21 protein-coding genes are annotated in these 23,688 nt (G+C 63.6%); 14 read left to right on the top strand and 7 right to left on the bottom strand.

From position 1 onward, the window contains the following. Positions 1–184 precede the first annotated feature (184 nt). From HU738_RS04000 to HU738_RS03980, 5 genes are all read left to right on the top strand, one after another. Positions 185–826, top strand: coding sequence for a sel1 repeat family protein (locus HU738_RS04000; RefSeq protein ID WP_186601162.1), 642 nt, complete (start codon positions 185–187; stop codon positions 824–826). A 176-nt stretch (positions 827–1,002) separates the two neighbouring features. Beyond that, positions 1,003–1,704, top strand: coding sequence for an AzlC family ABC transporter permease (locus HU738_RS03995; protein WP_176508985.1), 702 nt, complete (start codon positions 1,003–1,005; stop codon positions 1,702–1,704). Continuing rightward, entirely contained in the window at positions 1,701–2,015 is a 315-nt protein-coding gene (locus tag HU738_RS03990) for an AzlD domain-containing protein (RefSeq protein WP_176508986.1), read from the top strand. The genes HU738_RS03995 and HU738_RS03990 overlap by 4 nt, the downstream gene beginning before the upstream one ends. After that, positions 2,012–2,845 (top strand): AraC family transcriptional regulator, encoded by an 834-nt coding sequence (locus HU738_RS03985; protein WP_186601057.1) that lies wholly within the window; start codon positions 2,012–2,014, stop codon positions 2,843–2,845. Before HU738_RS03990 ends, HU738_RS03985 begins: the two co-directional genes overlap by 4 nt. A 74-nt stretch (positions 2,846–2,919) precedes the next feature. Then, positions 2,920–3,147, top strand: a complete 228-nt coding sequence (locus HU738_RS03980) for a hypothetical protein (protein WP_027593874.1) — start codon at positions 2,920–2,922, stop codon at positions 3,145–3,147. A 49-nt stretch (positions 3,148–3,196) separates the two neighbouring features. On the opposite strand, the gene HU738_RS03975 is transcribed toward HU738_RS03980, so the two are convergent. From HU738_RS03975 to HU738_RS03955, 5 genes are all read right to left on the bottom strand, one after another. Continuing rightward, positions 3,197–3,685 carry a copper chaperone PCu(A)C gene (locus HU738_RS03975; RefSeq protein ID WP_186601056.1) on the bottom strand — a complete coding sequence of 163 codons (489 nt, stop codon included), beginning with the start codon at positions 3,683–3,685 and terminating at the stop codon, positions 3,197–3,199. After that, entirely contained in the window at positions 3,685–4,293 is a 609-nt protein-coding gene (locus HU738_RS03970) for an SCO family protein (RefSeq protein WP_152956029.1), read from the bottom strand. Before HU738_RS03970 ends, HU738_RS03975 begins: the two co-directional genes overlap by 1 nt. Positions 4,294–4,503: 210 nt before the next feature. Then, entirely contained in the window at positions 4,504–5,088 is a 585-nt protein-coding gene (gene nfuA / locus HU738_RS03965; RefSeq protein WP_016393607.1) for a Fe-S biogenesis protein NfuA, read from the bottom strand. 58 nt (positions 5,089–5,146) lie between these two features. Beyond that, positions 5,147–6,181, bottom strand: coding sequence for an acyltransferase family protein (locus HU738_RS03960; RefSeq protein ID WP_186601055.1), 1,035 nt, complete (start codon positions 6,179–6,181; stop codon positions 5,147–5,149). Positions 6,182–6,413: 232 nt separating this feature from the next. Then, the gene (locus tag HU738_RS03955; RefSeq protein ID WP_186601054.1) at positions 6,414–8,714 is read right to left on the bottom strand and encodes a fatty acid cis/trans isomerase; all 2,301 of its coding nucleotides are present in this window, start codon (positions 8,712–8,714) and stop codon (positions 6,414–6,416) included. Between the two features lie 169 nt (positions 8,715–8,883). On the opposite strand from HU738_RS03955, the gene metH reads away from it, so the two are divergent. Then, positions 8,884–12,591, top strand: a complete 3,708-nt coding sequence (gene metH / locus HU738_RS03950; protein ID WP_186601053.1) for a methionine synthase — start codon at positions 8,884–8,886, stop codon at positions 12,589–12,591. 57 nt (positions 12,592–12,648) lie between these two features. Here metH and HU738_RS03945 read toward each other — a convergent pair whose 3' ends face one another. Further along, on the bottom strand, positions 12,649–13,188 hold the full coding sequence (locus HU738_RS03945) for an RrF2 family transcriptional regulator (RefSeq protein ID WP_176508992.1): 540 nt from the start codon (positions 13,186–13,188) through the stop codon (positions 12,649–12,651). 267 nt (positions 13,189–13,455) lie between these two features. Between HU738_RS03945 and HU738_RS03940 the strand changes: the two genes are divergently transcribed. Together HU738_RS03940 and HU738_RS03935 are read left to right on the top strand one after the other, a co-directional pair. Continuing rightward, complete coding sequence (locus HU738_RS03940) at positions 13,456–14,658, top strand: NAD(P)/FAD-dependent oxidoreductase (RefSeq protein ID WP_186601052.1); 1,203 nt, start codon at positions 13,456–13,458, stop codon at positions 14,656–14,658. Positions 14,659–14,889: 231 nt separating this feature from the next. After that, the gene (locus HU738_RS03935) at positions 14,890–16,515 is read left to right on the top strand and encodes a methyl-accepting chemotaxis protein (protein WP_186601051.1); all 1,626 of its coding nucleotides are present in this window, start codon (positions 14,890–14,892) and stop codon (positions 16,513–16,515) included. A gap of 51 nt (positions 16,516–16,566) precedes the next feature. On the opposite strand, the gene HU738_RS03930 is transcribed toward HU738_RS03935, so the two are convergent. After that, complete coding sequence (locus tag HU738_RS03930; RefSeq protein WP_186601050.1) at positions 16,567–17,973, bottom strand: purine-cytosine permease family protein; 1,407 nt, start codon at positions 17,971–17,973, stop codon at positions 16,567–16,569. A gap of 316 nt (positions 17,974–18,289) precedes the next feature. Between HU738_RS03930 and HU738_RS03925 the strand changes: the two genes are divergently transcribed. From HU738_RS03925 to HU738_RS03900, 6 genes are all read left to right on the top strand, one after another. Then, on the top strand, positions 18,290–18,775 hold the full coding sequence (locus HU738_RS03925) for a flavin reductase family protein (protein ID WP_176508996.1): 486 nt from the start codon (positions 18,290–18,292) through the stop codon (positions 18,773–18,775). A 75-nt stretch (positions 18,776–18,850) separates the two neighbouring features. Next, the gene (locus HU738_RS03920) at positions 18,851–19,891 is read left to right on the top strand and encodes an LLM class flavin-dependent oxidoreductase (RefSeq protein ID WP_054885123.1); all 1,041 of its coding nucleotides are present in this window, start codon (positions 18,851–18,853) and stop codon (positions 19,889–19,891) included. A 260-nt stretch (positions 19,892–20,151) separates the two neighbouring features. Continuing rightward, positions 20,152–20,748 carry an amino acid synthesis family protein gene (locus tag HU738_RS03915; protein ID WP_016715710.1) on the top strand — a complete coding sequence of 199 codons (597 nt, stop codon included), beginning with the start codon at positions 20,152–20,154 and terminating at the stop codon, positions 20,746–20,748. Between the two features lie 68 nt (positions 20,749–20,816). After that, a complete protein-coding gene (locus HU738_RS03910) occupies positions 20,817–21,650 on the top strand; it encodes an alpha/beta fold hydrolase (RefSeq protein ID WP_176508997.1) in 834 nt (277 codons plus the stop codon). Continuing rightward, positions 21,647–23,128 carry an aldehyde dehydrogenase gene (locus HU738_RS03905; protein WP_186601049.1) on the top strand — a complete coding sequence of 494 codons (1,482 nt, stop codon included), beginning with the start codon at positions 21,647–21,649 and terminating at the stop codon, positions 23,126–23,128. Before HU738_RS03910 ends, HU738_RS03905 begins: the two co-directional genes overlap by 4 nt. A 12-nt stretch (positions 23,129–23,140) precedes the next feature. Beyond that, positions 23,141–23,626 (top strand): flavin reductase family protein, encoded by a 486-nt coding sequence (locus tag HU738_RS03900; protein WP_176508999.1) that lies wholly within the window; start codon positions 23,141–23,143, stop codon positions 23,624–23,626. Positions 23,627–23,688: the final 62 nt, after the last annotated feature.

The following is a 23,688-nucleotide window of genomic DNA, read 5'->3' as shown; positions in this document are numbered from 1 at the left end:
GGTTTTGACCCTCGCTTCGATAGAATACCCCGTCGTTCCGATTCGCCCGAGGTGTACGCGCAGTTGTGATCACTCATCAAGCCGTTTCCCCCTGCCTGGCAGCCAGCCGGCCTCGTTCATTGAACGGGGCACGCCTGTGAACCCCGTCTTTGTGGCGTCGGCACTGTTCATCGTGCTGACACCGATGGCTGCGCACGCGCTCGAAGTCCGTATCGACCCGCACGCCGACCTGCTTTACCGCCAGGCGCTACCGCTGCTGGAGCAAGCCGACAGCCCGGACGACAACAGCACCCTGCGCACTGCCATCGGCGTCGACCCGGAACTTAACCGCCAGGGCCGGGCGATGGCACAAACCCTGCCGACGGCAGTGGCCCTGCTGAAAAAGTCGGTCGAGCTTGGCCACCCGGTGGCGCAGTATCGCCTGGCGCTGTACTACACCACCTACCTGCCCGCAGCACAGATCGCCGATGCCGCCTGCCCGCTGCTGCAGGCCAGCCTGAAACAAGGCTTTGCACCACCAGCGGTTGCAATTGCAACCTGGTGCCAACCCTACAATGCCAGCCCGGCCTACCGCGAAGCCCTCGAGGCGATCCCGGGCATGGCGACCCTGTATGCACCGTACTTCCCGCAACCCACCGCACGCCTGGCCTGCAGCCGCAGCCGCCCGCAAGGGTTGCAGATGCAGTGGGGGCGCCAGCGCGACTACCAGGCCGAGGTCTACCGATTGCTGAGTGACCTCGATCCACAGCATCGCCAGGCACTGCTGCAAAAGGCTGTGGAGATCAATGGCTGCGTGGCGGCGCAGCAGCGGCTGACCAAGCGGTAATCACCTACCCCCGGCCCTTTGCAGCTAAAATCGCTGCTACAGATTGACGCTGCCCCTGTAGGAGCGGCTTCAGCCGCGAGGGGCCAGCACAGGCGACAAACAAGCAAGATCGTTCAAGCCACCCACCCCACCGCTCTGGCATGCTGCCCTACCTTGCAAAATGTGCCGCAGCCATCATGCCCAGCAGTCCTCCCATTGCCCGCCAAGCTTTCCTGCACGGCGCCATCGCCATCCTGCCGCTGTCCCTGGCCGTCGCCCCCTGGGGCCTGCTCGCCGGCTCCATGGCCATCGAGGCCAACCTCAGTGCCTGGCAAGGCCAAGGGCTGTCGGCGATTGTGTTCGCCGGTGCCGCGCAGCTGGTCGCGATCGGCATGCTCAAGGGCGGCGCCAACCTGCTGTCGATCCTGCTCACCACCCTGCTGCTGACGTCCCAGCATCTGCTTTATGGCTTGTCCATGCGCCCAGTGTTGTCAAACCAGCCGTTGCGCTGGCGGCTGGGCCTGGGCTTCCTGCTCACCGACGAATTCTTCGCCCTTACCAGCCACTACGACCAGCAGCAGTTCAACCGCTGGTATGCGCTCGGTGTAGGCCTGACCTTCTACGTCGCCTGGAACCTGTTTACCCTGGCCGGCATCGTGCTGGGCCAGAACATCCCGCACCTCGACCAGCTCGGCCTGGACTTTTCCATCGTCGCCACCTTCGTCGCGCTGATCGCGCCGCTGGTGCGCAACCTCGCCACCGTGGTGTGCGTGGCGGTGTCGCTGTTCTGCTCGGTGCTGTTCAGTTACTGGCATTGGGAGACCGCACTGGTCGCCGCTGGCCTGCTGGGCATGGCCGCCGGTTTCGTCTGTCAGAAATTTTCCGGAGGCCGCCCATGATCTGGCTGCTGATCTTCGCCATGGGCGCCGTGGTGTTCCTCAACCGCTACGCCTTCCTGGAGCCACGCCTGCCGCTGCGCCTGAGCTCCAACGCCCGGCAGTTCCTGGGCTTTGCCGTGCCCGGCATGCTCACCGCGATCTGCGGGCCGATCATCTTCCTGCCCGGCCACCAGCTCGACCTGAGCCCACTCAACCCCTACCTGCTCGGTGCACTGGTGGCCGTTGCGCTGGTGCTGTTGACCCGCAGCGTGTTGCTGAGCATGCTGGCGAGCATGTTGATCTTCTTCCTGCTACGCGGCTGGCTGGCATGAGCATGCCCCTGCGTGAACAGACCCACCTCTGGCAGGCGCCGGCCCTCGGCGACGTCGAGATGCTGCATGCGCGCTACTTCCAGCAGCGCTTCGCCCCGCATGTGCATGGAGGCTACGTGTTCACCGTGATCGAATCGGGCGCGCAGCGCTTCTGGCACCGTGGCAGCGAACACCTGGCGCCGGTCGGCAGCATGGTGCTGATCAACCCGGACGAACTGCACACCGGCGCCACCGCCCACGAAGCCGGCTGGCGCTACCGGGGCTTCTACCCCGAGCACGAACGGGTGACCGGCGTGCTGGACGAGCTGGAACTGGGCCGGCACGGCATGCCGCGTTTCAAAGACAGCGTGATCCAGGACCCGAGCCTGGCGCGGGCCTTCAGCCAGTTGCACCAGCTGTCGGAAGCCGGTGCCAGCGCCCTGGAACAACAGACCGCCTGGCGCCAGGCGGTGCTGGCGCTGGTGCAACGCCACGGCCATTGCCCGGAGCCCACGGCCCCCGGCAACGAACCGCTGGCGGTGGCCCGTGCGCGGGAACTGCTGGAAACCCAGTTGGCAGACCCGCCATCGCTGGAGGCCCTGGCGGCTGCAGTCAATCTCTCGCCGTTCCATTTCGCCCGGGTGTTCCGCCAGGCCACCGGTTTGCCGCCGCATGCCTGGCTGAAACAACGGCGCCTGGCGCGGGCACGGGAGTTTCTGAAAAGCGGCCTGGCGGCTTCAGAGGTCGCGTTTACCTTGGGCTTTGCCGACCAGAGTCACTTGAGCCGGCAGTTCAAGCAGGCGTTTGGCGTGACGCCAGGCGCCTATCGCAGCGCCTGCCTGCACAGTTAGCGCCCGCGACGCCAGGCCTCAGGCAAGCTGGCCAGCCACTGCTACACTGACAGAGCTGAACGGAGGATCCTGCCATGTCCGAAAGAGAGCTCACCACCCTGATATCGCTGATGAACCAGCGCCAAGCCTGCCTGAGCAGTGCCTGCAAGGAAATTGCCGACTGGATCGACCGCCAGGGCGATGTGCCCGCTGCGGGCAAGATCCGCGCCAGCCTGAAAGCGCTGGAGGCCGACGAAGCACAGGTGCGCAAGACCCTGACCTCGCTCACCCTCGACAGGCCGCTGCCACGCTTCCGTAGCTGAGGCGCGCAGCACAACGAAGAAGGGCCGCTCAAGCGGCCCTTTTTGTCGGTCAGTGGTTCATGTGCATGTGGTCATGCCCACCGCCGGCCTCGGCGTTGAGCGGGCGTACTTCTGCCTGCACTTCCACGGTTTCCTTGGTGCCCTTGGCATCTTCGATGGTCAGGGTCAGCGGTACCTTCTCGCCCTCCTTCACCTGCTGGGTCAGGCCCATCAGCATCACGTGGTAGCCGTTGGGGTCGAGGCTCACCGGCTTGCCCGCAGGCAGCTCCACGGCCTTGACTTCCTTCATGCCCATCACGTCGCCGTTCATGGTCATCTCGTGCACCTGCACGGTCTTGGCCACTGGCGATGCCACGCCGACCAGCTTGCTGTCGGTGCTGGCGGTCAGGGTCATGAAGGCGCCCGTGGACGGCTGATGCGGCACGCTGGCGCGTACCCAGGCGTCGCTCACGGTGGTTTGCGCCAGGGCCGGCAGGGCCAGGCCCAGCAGGGCGATGGCGGCCAGGCCGCGCTTGATCGGTTGCAGGGATACTGCCATTAGCAAATCTCCATCAGGGTTGCCAGGTCTTCAGCGCATTCCTTGGCATTCAGCGAATGGCCCAGGCTCAGGCGCAGGGTGCCACGTGTATCGTAGACGTAGCTGGTGGACGAGTGAGAAATGGTGTAGGTGTCACCGGCCGGGACCTTCTCGTAGAACACCTTGAACTCCTTGGCCACCGCGGCGATTTCTTCCGGGGTGCCGGTCAGGGCGGTGAACGACGGGTCGAAGGCCTTGACGTAGGCATCGAGCACTTCCGGGGTGTCGCGCTCCGGGTCCAGGGTGATGAACACCACCTGGAAGATTTCGCGGTCGCGGCCCCTCAGCAGCTTCTTGATCTGTGCCGCGCGTGCCAGGGTGGTCGGGCAGACAGCCGGGCACTGGGTGAAACCGAAGAAGATCATCGGCATGCTGCCGTAGAAGCTCGACAGGGTACGGACATTGCCCTGGGGGTCCTTGAGGCTGAACTTGCGCCCCAGGATTTCATTGCTCATGTTCTTGCCGTACTTGAACTCGAGCCCCCGGGCCGGGTTGCAGCCTGCCAGCAGGCCGAGCCCGAGAACGCCCATGCCGGCGACAACCGCGCGCCGGGTAAACAGATCAGTCATTAAACTATCCTTTACAGGCTACCTTTACAGGGAAGGTGCCGACCCTCGGGACGGGCCGGCCGAAAAACCGGGGCATTCTGGCATGACACCCAGTGGGCTTCTACCCGACCAAGGCGCTGATGGCCCGCAGCCCTTTAAACACGGGCTGCGGCCTGTTGTCGCAGGGGTTGAAACCGTAACACTTTGTTGCTAAGCCTTGACCTCTGAAGATCAGTAGTAGGCGTTCTCTTTCTGACTGTGGTCAGTCACGTCACGCACGCCCTTGAGCTCTGGAATGCGCTCGAGCAGGGTGCGCTCGATGCCTTCCTTGAGTGTCACGTCGGCCTGGCCGCAGCCCTGGCAACCGCCACCGAACTGCAGCACGGCGATGCCGTCGTCGACCACATCCACCAGGCTCACCTGGCCGCCATGGCTGGCCAGGCCGGGATTGATCTCGGTCTGCAGGTAGTAGTTGATGCGCTCGTTGATCGGGCTGTCTTCGTTGACCATCGGCACCTTGGCGTTCGGCGCCTTGATGGTCAACTGGCCGCCCATGCGATCGGTAGCGTAGTCGACCAGCGCGTCTTCCAGGAACGGCACGCTGACCGCGTCGAGGTAGGCAGTAAAGCTCTTCAGGCCCACCGGCTCGTCGTCGGGTTTCTCTTCGCCCGGCTTGCAGTAGGCGATGCAGGTCTCGGCGTACTGGGTGCCCGGCTGGGTGATGAAAATACGGATGCCAATGCCAGGCGTGTTCTGCTTGGAAAGCAGATCGGCCAGGTAATCATGGGCGGCGTCAGTAATGGTTATAGCGCTCATGGAAGTTCCTCACAGACTTGCGCCCAAGTGTACGCCAACCTGGCCTTTGAACAAAGTCCTAGTATTTGACTCGGGAAAGCACAAATGCCGGGCTTTGCTCCCGTGGCGCGGCCAGCCACGCCTGCATCCGCCGGTACAGGCCGCGCTCCAGCCACAGATAGCTGAACCACGACATTAGTCCAATGGACGGCACGCACAAGGCGAACACCAGGTACGGGTTCAGGCGCAGGCGCTGGCAGGCGAACCAGCCGGCGTACAGCACCAGCACGTGGATCAGGTACACCGAGTAGGAGCAGTCACCCAGCGCCTTGAGCAGGCGGTTGCCCCTGAAGTACGGCTCCAGGGCGATGAACGCCAGCACGATCATCGCGCTTGGCACGCCCCAGTGCAGCAGGCGCTGCGCAGCGTCCAGGTGATAGATCGCATAACCCGCCACGCCCAGCACCGCCAGCGGCAACCACAGCCCTTCGCGGATCAGGCCGCGACGATGGATCACGCCCAGGCCGATGCCCAGCAGGAATTCATAGATGATGTCGTTGTTGTAGAACCGGCTGAGCACGCCCACGCGTCCGAGTACTTCACTGACCAGCAGCAGCGCAGCGGTCACCAGCACCAGGTGATGACGCTGGCGCACCAGGAAGGCCAGGCCGAACAACAGGTAGAAGAACATCTCGAAATTCAGCGTCCAGCCTACGTTCAGGGTCGGGTACAAACCGTAGCCGCCGGGGTTTTCCGCCGGGATGAACAGCAGCGACAGCAGCAGGTGATGCCAGTCGAAGGCCTGGTGCGGCATCCATTGGCTGAAGGCCAGCAACAGTAACGCCATCAGCGCGGTGTAGAACCAGTAGGCCGGGACAATGCGCAAGGCCCGGTTGAGCAGGAACTGGCGAGGTTCGATGGGTTTGTCGCGGGTCGACAGGTAGATCACCAGCCCGCTGATGACGAAGAAAATGTCGACGCCTACCGCGCCACGGTCGGTGAGCAATTGGCCGATGGGGCCGGTGGCATGGAAGTCGAAGAAGATTTGCATGAAGTGGTGGCAGACCACCACCCAGGCGGCGAACGCCCGCAGTGCCTGAAGCGAATACAGCATGGAATACCTGCGATTGCCGGTGCATTGAGGCCCACATCGAGTGCCGAGGCGAGCGCTGCGCACTCGTTCGCGGGTAAACCCACTCCTACAAGGACAGTGCTGACTTCAAGACCAGCGCACTACCTGTAGGAGCGGGTTTACCCGCGAAGGGCTGCAAAGCAGCCCCCTGCAATCGATCAGGACCACCCACCAGTTCCGACCGCAGCGTATTCGGAAAGGTCAGCCCAACCGATCAGAGGTTCTCGTAGCGGTTCATGTCCAGCACGCCGGCCTCCACCGGCTGGGTTTCCTTGATATAGGTATTGAGGTCATGGAAGTAGCGCCAGAACTCCGGATGGCTGCGGCGCACCCCCCAACGCATGACGATGCGCTCGAACCTCGCCGGGTCATCCTTGGCGTACTCCATGTCCTCGACGAACTCCGGCACATCCCTGGCCGGAATGTTGAAGATGAAGTTCGGGTAACTGCTGAGCACGCCCGGGTACAGGGTCAGGGTATCCAGCCCGGGCACGTAGCGGTAAGCCTCACCGAGCAGGAACGCCACGTTGCTGTGCGCGCGGTTGCGCAGCAGGCTGTAGACCTGGCGCTGGCCGCCCTCGCCTTCGATGCGCAGCATGGTCGCTTCAGGCAGTTGGCCGATCACCTTCAGGCCGGCGGCCGGGCGTGACACCAAGCGGCTGAGCGACTGCTCGACGTTGCGGAACTCCTCGCTCATCTGCGGCCGCGAGCAGTACGCGCCGGTGCAGCGGTTGATCGGGTCGGGGGCAGCGTTGAGGCTGGCGGTACGTTGCAGCAGCTTCAGGCCGAAGTCGCGCTTGGGGTCGCGCGGGTCGAGCTTGATGCCGCTCGGCGTGTCGGTGTCGATGTCCTCGTAGTCCAGCCACATCTTCACCTTGCCGCTGTTCTGGTACCAACTGCCAAGGATGTCGCTGCGCTGGTCGGCCGGCATCAGGCGCAGGAAGTTGACCTCGGCGCCGTTGCGGATCAGGTCGAAATACAGGCGTGTCTGCAGCTGGTGCGAGACGTTGCCGAACACATCGAAGTTGACCGCCAGCTGGTAGTAGGTGCGCTCGAACAGCGGGTAGTCGAACAACCAGACGGTCAACGGCACGTCGCCGATCAGGCCCTTGGTCACCGAAGCGCTGTCGAAGTGGCGGAAGATGCTCAACAGCGCATTGTCGTTGCCGGCCCACAGGGTTGCCCAGCCCGGAGCCGGCATTTCGGCATAGGCCTCACGCCGCAATTTCTCGTAATCGTTGCGTTTGTCGCGGTAGGCATGCCACAGGTTCAGCACGCTGCCAACATCGTCGATCTGCCCCGGCATGGCCAGCAGCGGCGTGGCTTCGCCGCGGTACTTGGCATCGGTGATGTAACGGTCGTGGGCCGGCTCCTGGAACAACGCCCAGAAGTTGTCGCGAATCACGTCGGTGGCGATCTGCCCGCGGCACACCGGGCCACGGATGAAGGTGCGCACGAAATATTCGGCGTTATCCAGCATGAACTGGTAACGCGCCACGGCCGGTATCGCCTCGAAGGTTTCGAACGGGTTGGCCCGGTGGCGTGGGCCATAGCCCGGTAGCGCCGTGGCGTGCCAGTCGCCGGCGTAGAACAGCTGCTTGACGCGCTTGAGCTTCTGCGGCCCCATCGGGTAGGTGATGTGGGTCTTGTGTACGATCACGCCCTGTACCGGGATCAGCCGGTAATAGAAGTCGGTGCCCGGCGGGTCATTGGGGCGGCGCGTGGCAATGATGTCGACCGGCTTGCCGCTTGGCGTGCGCGAACGCACCCACTGGAAGAAGTGGCCCTGCTCGCCGCCGACGAAGTAGATATGCGCCAGGAACAGGTGCTCGTACAGCCAGCGGCCGACCAGCGCCTCGGTGGAGCCCGGGCGGTTGAGCAACTCCTCCCAGTCGGCGATCTGCCTGGCCTCGGCTGCGCTTGGCTGGATCGGCTGGTACTCGACCGGCGCGCCGGCCGCCAGCCAGCGCTGCAGGGTCTGGTATTCCTTGTCGGTCAGGCCGGTGACCGCCAGCGGCATGCCCTCCTTGGGGTGGGCGCCGGCATAGCCATCGAACTCTTCCGGCAGCGGGCACATGTTGTTGCGGTTGAGCCCCAGGACGATCTCGTCAGGCAGCTTGGCATTGGGCGTGAGCGGGGTCTTGTGCCCCAGCTCGAGCATGCGTGCCATCAGCGCCGCCTGGCTACCCTGGTTGTCGAGTACCGAATAGAAGCCCTTCTTGCGCCATTCATCTTCACTGTGGGCGTCGTAGAACAACCGCGTGGGGGCCACCGCCTTGCTGCGTTCGCCTTGGTACACCGGCACCTTGGTGGCACCACGCACCGCACCTTCGGGGCTTTCCAGCTTGAGCTGGCAGGCAGCGTCGTTGCAGGCGTGGCAGGCCACGCATTTTTCGGTGAAGATCGGCTGGATGTCCCGGGTGTAGGAAATCACCGGGCTCGACTGGGGAGCTTGCCCTGACGCCACGCCACTGATGAGCAGCGCGAAGACGCTGGCAAGGATACGATGCACCATGTGCGAAAAGTCCTGGGTAGTGAAGCCATCACGATTGTCTGGTCGTCCTTGGGTGCCTTGATGTCACTCAACATGAACAAAATTCATGCAAAAGGGCGATGCGCCTAAAAACCGCGCAGCTTTGTTATGATTCGGCACCTTCTGATATTTGCCCGACCAGGTAGTTCCTATGTCCGACCGCAGCGCTCGTCTCCAAGCACTCCAGCACGCACTCAAAGAGCGCATTCTGATCCTCGACGGCGGCATGGGTACTATGATCCAAAGCTATCGCCTCGAGGAACACGACTATCGTGGCACGCGCTTCGCCGATTGGCCAAGCGACGTGAAAGGCAACAACGACCTGTTGCTGCTCAGCCGCCCGGATGTGATCGCGGCGATCGAGAAAGCCTACCTGGATGCCGGCGCCGATATCCTCGAAACCAACACCTTCAACGCCACGCAGATTTCCCAGGCCGACTACGGCATGGAATCGCTGGTGTACGAGCTGAACGTCGAGGGCGCGCGCATCGCCCGCCAGGTCGCCGATGCCAAGACCCTGGAAACCCCCGACAAACCGCGCTTCGTCGCCGGCGTGCTCGGCCCGACCAGCCGGACCTGCTCGATCTCCCCGGACGTCAACGACCCCGGCTACCGCAACGTCACCTTCGACGAGCTGGTGGAAAACTACATCGAGGCCACCCGTGGCCTGATCGAGGGCGGCGCCGACCTGATCCTGATCGAGACCATCTTCGACACGCTCAATGCCAAGGCGGCGATCTTCGCCGTGCAACAGGTGTTCGAGGACGATGGCATCGAACTGCCGATCATGATCTCCGGCACCATCACCGATGCCTCCGGCCGCACCCTGTCGGGCCAGACCACCGAAGCGTTCTGGAACTCGGTGCGCCATGCCAAGCCGATTTCCGTGGGCCTCAACTGCGCCCTCGGCGCCAAGGACCTGCGCCCGTACCTGGAAGAGCTGGCGACCAAGGCCGACACCCATGTGTCTGCCCACCCCAACGCCGGCCTGCCGAACGCCTTCGGTGAATATGACGAAACCCCGGCAGAGATGGCGGCGGTGGTCGAAGAGTTCGCCGCCAGCGGCTTCCTCAACATCATCGGTGGCTGCTGCGGCACCACCCCGGGCCATATCCAGGCGATCGCCGAGGCCGTGGCCAAGTACAAGCCACGCGAAATCCCGGAAATCGCCAAGGCCTGCCGCCTGTCGGGTCTGGAACCGTTCACCATCGACCGCCAGTCGCTGTTCGTCAACGTCGGCGAGCGCACCAACATCACCGGCTCTGCCAAGTTCGCCCGGCTGATCCGCGAAGAGAACTACACCGAAGCCCTGGAAGTCGCCCTGCAGCAGGTCGAAGCCGGCGCCCAGGTGATCGACATCAACATGGACGAAGGGATGCTCGACTCCCAGGCCGCCATGGTCCGCTTCCTCAACCTGATCGCCGGTGAGCCGGACATCTCCCGCGTGCCGATCATGATCGACTCGTCCAAGTGGGAAGTGATCGAAGCGGGCCTGAAGTGCATCCAGGGCAAGGGCATCGTCAACTCGATCTCCATGAAAGAAGGCGTCGAGCAGTTCAAGCACCATGCCCGCCTGTGCAAGCGCTACGGCGCGGCCGTGGTGGTGATGGCCTTCGACGAGGTCGGCCAGGCCGACACCGCCGCGCGCAAGAAGGAAATCTGCCAGCGCAGCTACGACATCCTGGTCAACGAAGTCGGCTTCCCGCCGGAAGACATCATCTTCGACCCGAACATCTTCGCCGTCGCCACCGGCATCGAAGAGCACAACAACTACGCCGTCGACTTCATCGAGGCCTGCGCCTACATCCGTGATCACCTGCCCCACGCGCTGAGTTCGGGTGGCGTGTCCAACGTGTCGTTCTCGTTCCGCGGCAACAACCCGGTGCGTGAGGCGATCCACTCGGTATTCCTGTACCACGCGATCCAGAACGGCCTGACCATGGGTATCGTCAACGCCGGCCAGCTGGAGATTTACGACGAGATCCCGGCTGCGCTGCGCGAAAAGGTCGAGGACGTGGTGCTCAACCGCACGCCGCACGGCACCGACGCCCTGCTGGCGATTGCCGACGATTACAAGGGCGGCGGCGCGACCAAGGAAGTGGAAAACGAAGAGTGGCGTTCGCTGCCCGTCGAGAAGCGCCTGGAGCACGCGCTGGTCAAAGGCATCACCGCTTTCATCGTCGAAGATACCGAGGAGTGCCGGCAGCAGTGTGCACGCCCGATCGAGGTCATCGAAGGCCCGCTGATGAGTGGCATGAACGTGGTCGGTGACCTGTTCGGCGCCGGCAAGATGTTCCTGCCGCAGGTGGTCAAGTCGGCCCGTGTCATGAAGCAGGCCGTGGCGCACCTGATCCCGTTCATCGAAGCCGAGAAAGGCGACAAGCCGGAAGCCAAGGGCAAGATCCTCATGGCCACCGTCAAGGGCGACGTGCACGACATCGGCAAGAACATTGTCGGCGTGGTGCTGGGCTGCAACGGCTACGACATCGTCGACCTCGGGGTCATGGTGCCGGCCGAGAAGATCCTGCAGACCGCCCGCGAACAGAAGTGCGACATCATCGGCCTGTCCGGCCTGATCACCCCGTCGCTGGACGAGATGGTCCACGTCGCCCGCGAAATGCAGCGCCAGGGCTTCCACCTGCCGCTGATGATCGGCGGCGCCACCACGTCCAAGGCCCACACTGCGGTCAAGATCGAACCCAAGTACAGCAACGACGCCGTGGTCTACGTCACCGACGCCTCGCGTGCGGTGGGTGTGGCCACCCAGCTGCTGTCCAAGGAACTCAAGCCCGGCTTCGTCGAGAAGACCCGCCAGGAATACGTGGAAGTGCGCGAGCGCACCGCCAACCGCAGCGCCCGCACCGAGCGCCTGAGCTACGCCCAGGCCATCGCCGCCAAGCCGCAGTACGACTGGGCCGGCTACCAGCCAGCAGTGCCCTCCTTCACCGGCGTCAAGGTGCTGGAAGACATCGACCTGCGGACCCTGGCCGAGTACATCGACTGGACGCCGTTCTTCATTTCCTGGGACCTGGCCGGCAAGTTCCCGCGCATCCTCACCGACGAAGTGGTCGGCGAAGCCGCCACCGCGCTGTACAAGGATGCCCGCGAGATGCTCGACAAGCTGATCGACGAGAAGCTGATCAGCGCCCGCGCGGTGTTCGGCTTCTGGCCGGCCAACCAGGTTGCCGATGACGACATCGAAGTCTACGGCGCAGACGGCCAGGCCCTGGCCACCCTGCACCACCTGCGCCAGCAGACCATCAAGCCCGATGGCAAGCCGAACCTGTCCCTGGCCGACTTCGTCGCGCCGAAGGCCAGCGGCGTCACCGACTACGTCGGCGGCTTCATCACCACCGCCGGCATCGGCGCCGAGGAAGTGGCCAAGGCGTACCAGGACAAGGGCGACGACTACAGCTCGATCATGGTCAAGGCCCTGGCCGACCGCCTGGCCGAGGCCTGTGCCGAGTGGCTGCACGAGCAGGTACGTAAAGAGCACTGGGGCTATGCCCGCGACGAGCAGCTGGACAACGAGGCGCTGATCAAGGAGCAATACAGCGGTATCCGCCCTGCCCCCGGCTACCCGGCGTGCCCGGACCACACCGAGAAGGCAACCCTGTTCCGCCTGCTCGATGGCACCGCCATCGGCGAAACCGGCCCGAGTGGCGTGTTCCTCACCGAGCACTTCGCGATGTTCCCGGCGGCGGCGGTCAGCGGCTGGTATTTCGCCCACCCGCAGGCGCAGTACTTTGCCGTGGGCAAGGTCGACAAGGACCAGATCGAGCGTTACAGCGCGCGCAAAGGCCAGGAGGTGAGCGTGAGCGAGCGCTGGCTGGCGCCTAACCTCGGCTACGACAGCTGAAATCGCATCGGTTCTTTCGCGGGGAAGCCCGCGAAAGAACCGATGCGGACGCTGGATTCAGACCTCGCTGACCGGGATATCCCCCGCCCGCCTGCCATCACGTCGTTCGCCCATCCACTCATTGACCTTCTGCCCGAATTCGGTCGGCGCCTTGCGTCCAAAGCGCCGCGCCAGGTCGAGGATGGTCTGCTGCGCCAACGCCTCTTCCATGCGCTTCTGCGCCCCCAGCATCACCGCGTGAATCGCGCAGGTGCCCTCGGTCGCCCAACCCGGCGCTGCACCTTCGAACAAGCTGCAACGCTCGCGGATCTCGCGGCAATCAAAGATCTTCTTCGGCCCGTCGATGGCATTGACGATATCCAGCACGGTGATTTCGTCCGACGGCCGCGCCAGGCGAAAACCGCCACGCACACCTTCCGTTGCCACCACCAGCCTGGCCCGGGCGAGCTTGGTGAAGACCTTGGCCAGGTATTCCTGCGGCACGCCCTGTAGTTCCGCCAGGTCGCGCACGCTGCATTCACGGGTATCACCCCGCTCATCCACCAGAAACAGCAGGCAATGGATACCGTATTCGACGCCAGCGCTGTAGAGCGACATATCAATCTCCGACCAATATTGTCGCAAATAGTACGCTGATCATTGGGCCAGCGCAAAGCTTCCCTGCACCAGTCGTCGCCATTCCAAGGCCATGGTTAGCCCTTATAAGCTCGATATAGAGCCATTCGCCCGATTTTTACCACGGGTCGGCTACGAGCCGCTTACAAAAAACACTTGTCGATTTTAACTACGATCAATACAGTCGTAGTTATTCGAGCAGCACAGGCAGTGCGCTCGAAGCCTTTTTCACTCTTGCGGAGCACTTCCATGAAATCGAACATCCTGATCATCGGTGCCGGCTTTGCCGGTGTCTGGAGCGCCCTGAGCGCCGCCCGCCTGCTCGACCAGGCCCAGCGCGACGACCTGAGCATCAGCGTGCTCGCCCCGCAACCTGAACTGCACATCCGCCCGCGCTTTTACGAGGCCGATGTGCACAGCCTCAAGGCACCGGTAGGTGGTCTGTTCGATGCGGTCGGCGTGCGCTTCATTGCTGGTATTGCCGACGCCATCGATACCTTGGACCGCAGCGTCAGCTACATCGACGCCAACGGCGAGCACCGGCAGATCGGCTACGACCGCCTGGTCCTCGCCGCTGGCAGCCAGGTGGCACGGCCGGCGGTCCCAGGCCTGGCCGAACATGCCTTCGATGTCGACCAGATGGCGTCGGCCATGCACCTTGAGCAGCATCTGCTGGGGCTGCCCGCCCTGCCCGCGTCGCCGGCACGCAACACCGTGGTGGTCTGTGGCGGTGGCTTCACCGGTATCGAAACGGCTACCGAAATGCCGGCTCGCCTGCGCACCATTCTCGGTAGCGAGGCCGCGGTGCGGGTGCTGTTGGTCGACCGTGGCGCCAGTGTCGGTGCAGCATTGGGCGCGGGCATCACGCCGTCGATCGTCGCAGCGTCCGAGCAGGCCGGCGTGCAATGGCTGACAGGCACCTCGGTGGTGGCCGTCGATGCTGGTGGCGTGACCCTGGACAATGGCGAGTACATTGCGAGCAAGACCGTGATCTGGACCGTTGGCGTCAACGCCAGCCCTCTGACCGCCCAGATCGCCGGCGAACGCGACAACTTCGGCCGGCTCAAGGTCGACGACCACCTCAAGGTGGTTGGCCAGGCGCATATCTACGCAACCGGCGACACCGCCTGGGCCGCCGTCGACAACCTTGGCAACCATGCCCTGATGACCTGCCAGCACGCGATCCCCATGGGCCGACACTCCGGCAACAACGCCATGGCCGACCTGCTTGGGGTGGCACCCGTGGTCTACCGCCAGCCCAAGTACGTCACCTGCCTGGACCTCGGCGAGTGGGGCGCGGCGTTCAGTGAAGGCTGGGAGCGCGAGCTGAAGCTGCAGGGTCAGGAAGGCAAGGACATGAAGCGCCAGATCAACAGGGTGTGGATCTACCCACCGGCTGCTGATCGCGCCTTGGCGCTGGCCGCGGCCGACCCGAACATCGCGATCGTTTAACGGCAGATTCCTGACAGATCCATCAAAAAATGACGGATCTGTCAGAAGATGTCGTTACATTGAATGACTGGTCAATATTGATGGCCATATGGCATCATTGAAATCAAAAAGCATTGCAAAGGGTGAGGCACACACTTAAATCGCAGCGCATCGAGAGCCTGGCGCCATCCCGGTGAGCCGGCCATCCGACCATGCTCTTGACGCCTGCACGCCAACGTCAAGGAGCATTCCATGCAGTTACGGAATATGAAGATCGGCACTCGCGCTAGCAGCGTTTTCGCCCTGTTGGGCGCATTGGTCCTGGTCATGGGCCTCATTGCAATCCATGAAACCCGGCAGATGGACTCCGCCACGGACGAAATCCGTGTCACCTGGATGCCTGCCGTGGTTGCCCTCGGTGAAATCAGCACCAACCTCGGCCGCGCCCGCGCCGTCACCTTGCGCGCCGCGCTGGACGACAACCCCGGCGAGCGTGCGCGCAACATCGACATGCTCAAGGGCGTCAACGAACAGCTCGGCAGTGGCCTCAAGGACTACCAGGACACCATCATCGCCGCGGATGATCGCGCCCTGTTCAATGCCTTCAATGCGGCCTATACGCAATACCTCGACCTGCAGTCGCGGGTAGTGCAGGACATCGCTGCCGGTCGCATGGACCAGGCCAAGCAGCAGATCAGCGGCCCGCTGACCCAGTACGCCGATACCATGATGAAGGCCATGGCCGCGCTCATTGCCTATAACGGCAAAGGTGCCGAGGATGCCTCGCAGCGCAGCAGCGATGTAGCCGACGAGGCCTTCACCGCAATCATCGCCTCACTGGTGGTCATCATGCTTGCACTGGCCGCCATTGCCACGCTGCTCACGCGCAGCATCGTGGTGCCGCTGGCCGATGCAGTGGCGGTGGCCGAGCGCGTGGCCACCGGCGACCTGACCCAGGACATCCGTGTCATCGGCCGTGACGAACCGGCTCTGCTGCTGCGCGCCTTGAGCCGCATGCAGAACAGCCTGCGCGACACCCTCCGCAAGATCGCCGCCTCCTCCGACCAGCTGGCCTCGGCCTCGGAAGAGCTGCACACCGTCACCGAAGACACCAGCCGCGGCCTGCACCAGCAGAGCGCGGAAATCGACCAGGCCGCCACCGCCGTCAACCAGATGACCGCAGCAGTGGAAGAAGTGGCCAACAACGCGGTGAGCACCGCCGATGCCTCCAAAGGAGCCGACCAGACCACTCGCGATGGTCGTGAGCAGGTCAACCAGGCGCTGGCCTCGATCCAGCACCTGGTCAACGACGTGGCGGGCACCTCCACCGAGATCGAACAACTGGCCAGCAATGCCAACGAGATCAGCCGCGTGCTGGATGTGATCGGCGCGATTGCCGGCCAGACCAACCTGCTGGCACTCAACGCCGCCATCGAAGCCGCACGCGCAGGTGAAGCAGGCCGCGGCTTTGCCGTCGTGGCCGATGAGGTGCGCGCCCTCGCCCATCGGACCCAGCAGTCGACGGCAGAGATCGAGCAGATGATCGCCGGGATCCAGAACGGTACCGAGCGTGCGGTGGCGGCGATGCACAGCAGCCGCGGCCGGGCGAACGGCACGCTGGAGGTGGCGCAAGGTGCCGGTGAGGCGCTGGAAGTGATTGCCGAGGCGATCGCCTCGATCAACCAGCGCAACCTGGTGATTGCCAGCGCTTCCGAGGAGCAGGCACAGGTGGCACGGGAGGTGGACCGCAACCTGGTGAACATTCGGGATCTGGCAATGCAGACGTCGGCGGGGGCCAACCAGACCAGCGCGGCGGCGCAGGACCTGTCGCGCCTTGCGGTGGACTTGAATGGCATGGTCGCGCAGTTCAAGGTCTGATCTGAAACAGCGGGGGCCGCTTTGCGGCCCCTTTACATCAGCAACGGCCTGTCAATCGTTGACGCTGACAACCCGCCCCGCCTGCTCAGCGGCCTTGCCACGGGTTGCCAGGCAGTAGTACAGCGGCACCGTCACCAGCAGGCCGAACAGCCACGACAGGTCGGCCCCTTCGACAATGTTCGAATACGGCCCTACATACAGCGACGTGTTGGCAAACGGCAGCTGCACCAGGATGCCGCAGGCATAGGCAATGATCGCGTGGTGATTGAAGCGGCCATAGATGCCGCCATCAGCACGGAAGATCGAAGCGATGTCGTACCGGCCCTTCTTGATCAGGTAGAAGTCGATCAGGTTGATCGATGCCCACGGCACCAGCACCAGCAGCAGCGCCAGGATCAGGCCGATGAACTGGCCGATGAAACCCGCCGACGCGTTCAGCGCCACCATCGCGCAGCCCACCAGGATCACCGCGGCCAGGATCACTCGCACCTTGATGCTCGGCGTCCATTCGGCAATGAAGGTCTGGATCGCTGTGACGATCGACAGCACTGCGCCGTACAGGTTGAGGGCGTTGTGGCTGATGATGTTGAGCAGGAACAGCACCATCAGGATCGGGCCCAGCCAGCCGGTGGCCTGCTTGACCGCATCCATCGCGTCGGTGCCTTCGGGCACGCACAGCACGGCGATCGTCCCGAAGCTGAAGCACAGGATGGTGCCCAAGGTCGCGCCGAAATAGGTCGCCCAGAACGGCTTGGCGATGCCCACTTCACGCGGCAGGTAGCGCGAGTAGTCGGAGGTGTACGGCGAGAAACTGATCTGCCAGATGATGCCCAGCGACACAGTGGCGATGAAGCCCGACAGGTTGAATGCGCCGCGGCTGAAGAAGTCCGCCGGCAGTTGCTGGACGAACATCATGATGAAACCGGCCAGCAGTGCCGAGCCCATCACCCAGGTACCGATGCGGTTGAGGATATGGATGAAACGATAGCCGATCACGCCGATGGCCGTCGCGCTCAAGGCGCCGATCACGATCGCGCCTGGCATCGGCACGCTTGGGGCGATGCCGTGGATGGTCTTGCCCGCCAGGACGATGTTGGAAATGAAGAAGCCGACATAGATCAGCGCGGTGAAGAACACGATCAGCAGCGCGCCATAACGGCCGAACTGGCCACGGCTCTGGACCATCTGTGGAATGCCCAGCTGCGGTCCCTGCGCAGAGGCCAGGGCGATGAACACGCCCCCGATCAGGTGACCCAGCACGATTGCGATCAGCCCCCACAGCAGGTTCAGGTGAAACACCTGGACCACCATGGCACCGGTGACGATTGGCAGTGGCGCGATGTTGGTACTGAACCAGAGGGTGAACAGGTCGCGCGCCTTCCCGTGGCGCTCGGCAGGTGGAACGTAATCGACCGTGTGATTCTCGACAAACTGGTGCTGCGACGACGGTTGGGACATAGGATTCAGCTCGAAAGGTCGTTTTTATCGTTGTAAGGAAACCGCATCTAGGCGGCCTCTCAGCTGCGGACCATATTATGGTATTCCAAACTTTTGACAACACTGATCCGCAGGAAAAAACGCCCACTGATCTGCTCGCACACCCCCTGCGACAAACCGCCTCACGGCTCAATCCCACGGTTTACGTGGGCTTGAGCCATTCATCGTGAAAAAACAGTGCTGAAAATTCCGCTTGCAAAATAGGTATTACGGTATACCATCAGACACATCAACGATAAAAACCGCGGACCACCGCAGCCGTATAGAGGTACACCCGATGATCGATGCAACCCTCTACAAGAACGTCCTGGGCTCCTTCCCGTCCGGCGTTACCGTCATCACCACCCTGGACGACGACGGCTCGGTCGTCGGCCTGACTGCCAGCGCCTTCTCCTCGCTGTCGATGGACCCACCGCTGGTGCTGTTCTGCCCTAACTATACCTCCGACTCCTACCCTGTCCTGATCAAGAACAAGCGCTTTGCCATTCACCTGCTCTCCGGTGAACAGCAAGCCGAAGCCTACGCGTTCGCCAAGAAGGGCAAGGACAAGGCCGCTGGCATCGAATGGACCCTGAGCGAGCTGGGCAACCCGATCCTGGCCGGCGCCACCGCCGTCATCGAGTGCGAACTGTGGCGCGAATATGAAGGTGGCGACCACGCCATCATGGTCGGCAAGGTGCACAACCTGATCGTCCCCGAGCAAGCCCCTCGGCCGATGGTCTACTGCCGCGGCAAGATGGCCAGCCTGCCGGCCTTTGCCTGAAGCCTGTTCTGAATCGAGACACCTGGCGCCTCCCCTGCCCGGCGCCAGACACTTTCAAGCGTTGAGGAAAGCCCCATGAAATTTTCGTTGTTCGTGCACATGGAACGTTGGGATGAACAGGTCAGCCACCGCCAGTTGTTCGAAGACCTGACCGAACTGACCCTGATGGCCGAGCGCGGCGGTTTCAGCACCGTGTGGATCGGCGAACACCACGCCATGGAATACACCATCTCGCCAAGCCCGATGCCGCTGCTGGCCTACCTGGCCGCGCGTACCGAGAAGATCCGCCTGGGTGCCGGCACCATCATCGCGCCGTTCTGGAACCCGATCCGCGTGGCTGGCGAATGCGCCCTGCTCGACGTGATCAGTAACGGCCGCATGGAAGTGGGCCTTGCCCGTGGTGCCTACCAGTTCGAGTTCGACCGCATGGCAGGTGGCATGCCGGCCACCGACGGCGGCAAGGCCCTGCGCGAAATGGTCCCGGTGGTGCGCAAGCTGTGGGAAGGCGACTACGCCCATGATGGCGAAGTGTACAAGTTCCCCACCTCCACCAGCGTGCCAAAGCCGTTCAACGCCACCCCGCCGATGTGGATCGCCGCCCGCGACCCGGACTCGCACAACTTCGCCGTTGCCAACGGCTGCAACGTCATGGTCACCCCGCTGATGAAGGGCGACGAAGAAGTGCTGGACCTGAAGAACAAGTTCCAGGCCGCCCTCGACAACAACCCGGACGTACCGCGCCCGCAACTGATGGTGTTGCGCCACACCCATGTGCATAGCCCGTCCGAGCCCGAAGGCTGGAAAATCGGCGCCCAGGCCATCTCGCGCTTCTACCGCACCTTCGATGCCTGGTTCGGCAACAAGACCACCCCGGTCAACGGCTTCCTCGAGCCGAGCCCCGAGTCGAAGTTTGCCGAAGTGCCGGCGTTCCAACTGGAGAACATCCGCAAGAACACCATGATCGGCACCCCCGAAGAGATCATCGCCCGCATCAAGTACTACCAGGAGCTCGGTGTCGACGAGTTCAGCTTCTGGTGCGACAACAGCCTGCCCCATGCCGAGAAGAAGAAGTCGCTCGAGCTGTTCATCAAGGAAGTGGTGCCGGCATTCGCCTGAATTCCCATTGCCTGAGCCATTGCGGGACGCGCCCGCTCCCGTGGGCCCCCGAAGCCCGCGCGAGCGGGTTTTTTTTAACGCCTGTACTGGCCTTCTCGCGCGTTCACCCGCGAAGAGGCCAGTACAGACAGCACAGAAATCAAGGCATCAGGCCACCTTTCGTCCCCAGGCAAGAGAAATTTCAAGCCACCTCTTGCGCAACAAATATTATGGTATACCATCAGACAACAAGAGCTGATAACCCTCACCAGGAGCCACCCATGAGTTTCGAAATCCGCAAGATCGTCACCTACTCCGAAGAGACCCGCATCGAAGGCGGCAAGGCCACCGACAAGCCGGTGACCATGGTCGGCCTGGCCGTCGTGATCAAGAACCCATGGGCCGGTCGCGGTTTCGTTGAAGATCTGAAGCCGGAAATCCGCGCCAACTGCTCGGACCTGGGTGCCCTGATGGTCGAGCGCCTGACCGCTGCCATCGGCGGTGCCGACAAGATCGAAGCCTACGGCAAGGCCGCAGTGGTCGGCGCCGATGGTGAGATCGAGCACGCCTCGGCGGTGATCCACACCCTGCGCTTCGGCAACCACTACCGCGAAGCGGTACAGGCCAAGAGCTACCTGAGCTTCACCAACAAGCGCGGCGGCCCAGGCACTTCGATCCAGATCCCGATGATGCAGAAGGACGACGAAGGCCTGCGTTCGCACTACATCACCCTGGAAATGCAGATCGAAGACGCGCCGCGCGCCGATGAAATCGTCGTGGTCCTGGGCGCCGCCGACGGTGGCCGCCTGCACCCGCGCATCGGCAACCGCTACATCGACCTGGAAGAACTGGCTGCCGAAAAAGCCAACGCTCAATAACAACAACCAAGACGGGCCGGGGCGTGGCGTGCTTACCCGCCGCGCCCGACCTTCAAGGAGCGCCCTCCATGATTCAGCCTGTCGCTGAACGTACACCCGCCGGCACCAGCTACCTGTCCGTCGGCCAGGGCCAACCTGTGGTACTGATCCACGGCGTGGGCCTGAACAAGGAAATGTGGGGCGGGCAGATCGTTGGCCTGGCCAATGATTACCGCGTCATCACCTACGACATGCTCGGCCACGGCCAGAGCGCGCTGCCGGCCGCCGACATCGGCCTGGAAGGCTATGCCGCCCAGCTGGCCGAACTGCTCGACCACCTGCAGATTCAACAAGCCACCGTGATCGGCTTCTCCATGGGTGGCCTGGTCGCCCGTGCATTCGCCCTCCACTACCCGCAGCGCCTGGCTGCGCTGGTAGTGCTCAACAGCGTGTTCAACCGCACCCCTGAACAGAGTGCCGGCGTTATCGCCCGCGCCGCCCAGGCTGCGGAGCTCGGCCCCGACGCCAACGTCGACGCCGCGCTCGACCGCTGGTTCAGCCGTGAATACAAGGCTGCCAACCCGGCGCAGGTCGCGGCCATTCGCCAAGTACTGGCGAACAACGACCCGCAGGGTTACCACACCACTTATTCGCTGTTCGCCACCCAGGACATGTACCGCGCCGGCGACCTGGGCAGCATTCAGGTACCGACCCTGATCGCCACCGGCGAACTCGACTCGGGCTCCACTCCGGCCATGACCCGCCAGCTCGCCGCCAGCATTCCTGGCGCACAAAGCGTGGTCCTCGCCGAGCAACGGCATATGATGCCAGTGGAAGCACCCCGGGAAGTCAACAAGATGCTGCTGGACTTCCTCGCCCAAGCCCGCACCCTCACCGAATCCGCCAAGGGGATTGTTGCATGACCCTCGTTCGTTTCCAGATGTGCATCGACGGCCAATGGCTTGATGCCCAGAGCGGCAAGACCTTCGACAGCCTCAACCCTGCCACTGCCCAGGCCTGGGCGCAACTGCCCGACGCCGACGAAGCCGATGTCGAGCTGGCCGTCCAGGCCGCCCAGCGTGCCTTCGACAGCCAACAATGGCGCAGCATCACCGCCACTGCGCGCGGCAAGCTGCTGCGTCGCCTGGGCGACCTGATCGCCAAGAACAAGGAGCACCTGGCCCAGCTGGAAAGCCGTGACAACGGCAAGCTGATCCGCGAAACCCGTGGCCAGGTCGGTTATCTGCCAGAGTTCTTCCATTACACCGCCGGCCTGGCCGACAAGCTCGAAGGCGGCACCCTGCCGCTGGACAAGCCAGACCTGTTCGCCTACACCGTGCATGAGCCGATCGGCGTGGTGGCCGGGATCATCCCGTGGAACAGCCCGCTGTACCTGACCGCGATCAAGCTGGCACCGGCCCTGGCCGCCGGCAACACCATCGTGCTCAAGCCGTCCGAGCACGCCTCGGCGACCATCCTCGAACTGGCTCGTCTGGCCCTCGAAGCCGGCTTCCCGGCCGGCGTGGTCAACGTGGTCACCGGCTACGGTCCAAGCACCGGCGCAGCCCTGACCCGTCACCCGCTGGTGCGCAAGATCGCCTTCACCGGCGGCGCCGCCACTGCTCGCCATGTGGTGCGCAGCAGCGCCGAGAACTTTGCCAAGTTGTCGCTGGAACTGGGCGGCAAGTCGCCCAACATCATCTTCGCCGACGCTGACCTGGACAGCGCCATCAACGGCGCCGTGGCCGGCATCTATGCGGCCTCCGGCCAGAGCTGCGTGGCCGGTTCGCGCCTGCTGGTACAGGACGAGATCTTCGACGAATTCGTCGAGCGCCTGATTGCCCGCGCCAAGCGCATCCGCATCGGCAACCCGCAGGACGACGCCAGCGAAATGGGCCCGATGGCCACCGCACAGCAGCTGGCCGTGGTCGAAGGCCTGGTCGCCGCGGCCAAGGCCGAAGGCGCCAAGCTGCACATGGGCGGCAAACGGGCCGAGGTCGAGGGTGACGGCTGGTTCTACGAGCCGACCCTGTTCGAGTGCGACAGCAACTCGATGACCATCATGCAGGAAGAGGTGTTCGGCCCGGTCGCTGCGGTGATCCGCTTCAAGACCGAAGAAGAGGCGCTGGCCATCGCCAACGATTCGCAGTTCGGCCTCGCTGCCGGCATCTGGACCCGCGACCTGGGGCGTGCCCACCGTCTGGCCCGCGATGTGCGTTCGGGGATCATCTGGGTCAACACCTACCGCGCCGTGTCGGCCATGGCGCCGATCGGCGGGTTCAAGAACAGCGGCTACGGCCGCGAGAGCGGCATCGATTCGGTGCTGGCCTATACCGAGCTGAAGACCGTGTGGATCAACCTGTCCACCGCGCCGATGCCCGACCCGTTCGTGATGCGCTAGGAGAAACACGAGATGATCGAACCAGGCATCTACAAAGACGTGATGGGCTCGTTCCCGTCCGGCGTCACCGTGGTCACCACCCTGGACGCCGACGGCGGCATCGTCGGCATCACCGCCAGCGCGTTCAGCGCGTTGTCGATCGAGCCGGCGCTGGTGCTGTTCTGCCCCAATTACGCTTCGGACACCTACCCGATCCTGCGTGACAGCAAGCAGTTCGCCATTCACCTGCTGTCCGCCGACCAGACCGCCGAGGCCTACGCCTTCGCCGGCAAGGGCAAGGACAAGGCCAAAGGCATCGAGTGGCAGCTGAGCGAACTGGGCAACCCGCTGCTGACCAGGGCCACCGCGATCATCGAGTGCGAACTGTGGCGCGAGTACGACGGCGGCGACCACGCGATCATCGTCGGCGCGGTGAAGAACCTGGTGCTGCCGGCCGAGCCGGTGACGCCGATGGTCTACCACAAAGGCAAGCTGGGCGCCCTGCCGCCGCTGGGCTGATTGACCAGCACCGATGACCCTGTTTTTCAGGGGCCGCGCCAATCGTCTCACCCTCGGTTGCG

It is taken from the genome of Pseudomonas vlassakiae, assembly GCF_014269035.2.
Lineage (GTDB): Bacteria > Pseudomonadota > Gammaproteobacteria > Pseudomonadales > Pseudomonadaceae > Aquipseudomonas > Aquipseudomonas vlassakiae.
Note: the sequence above shows the minus strand (reverse complement) of the source record. Positions and strands in the feature narration are given on the sequence as shown.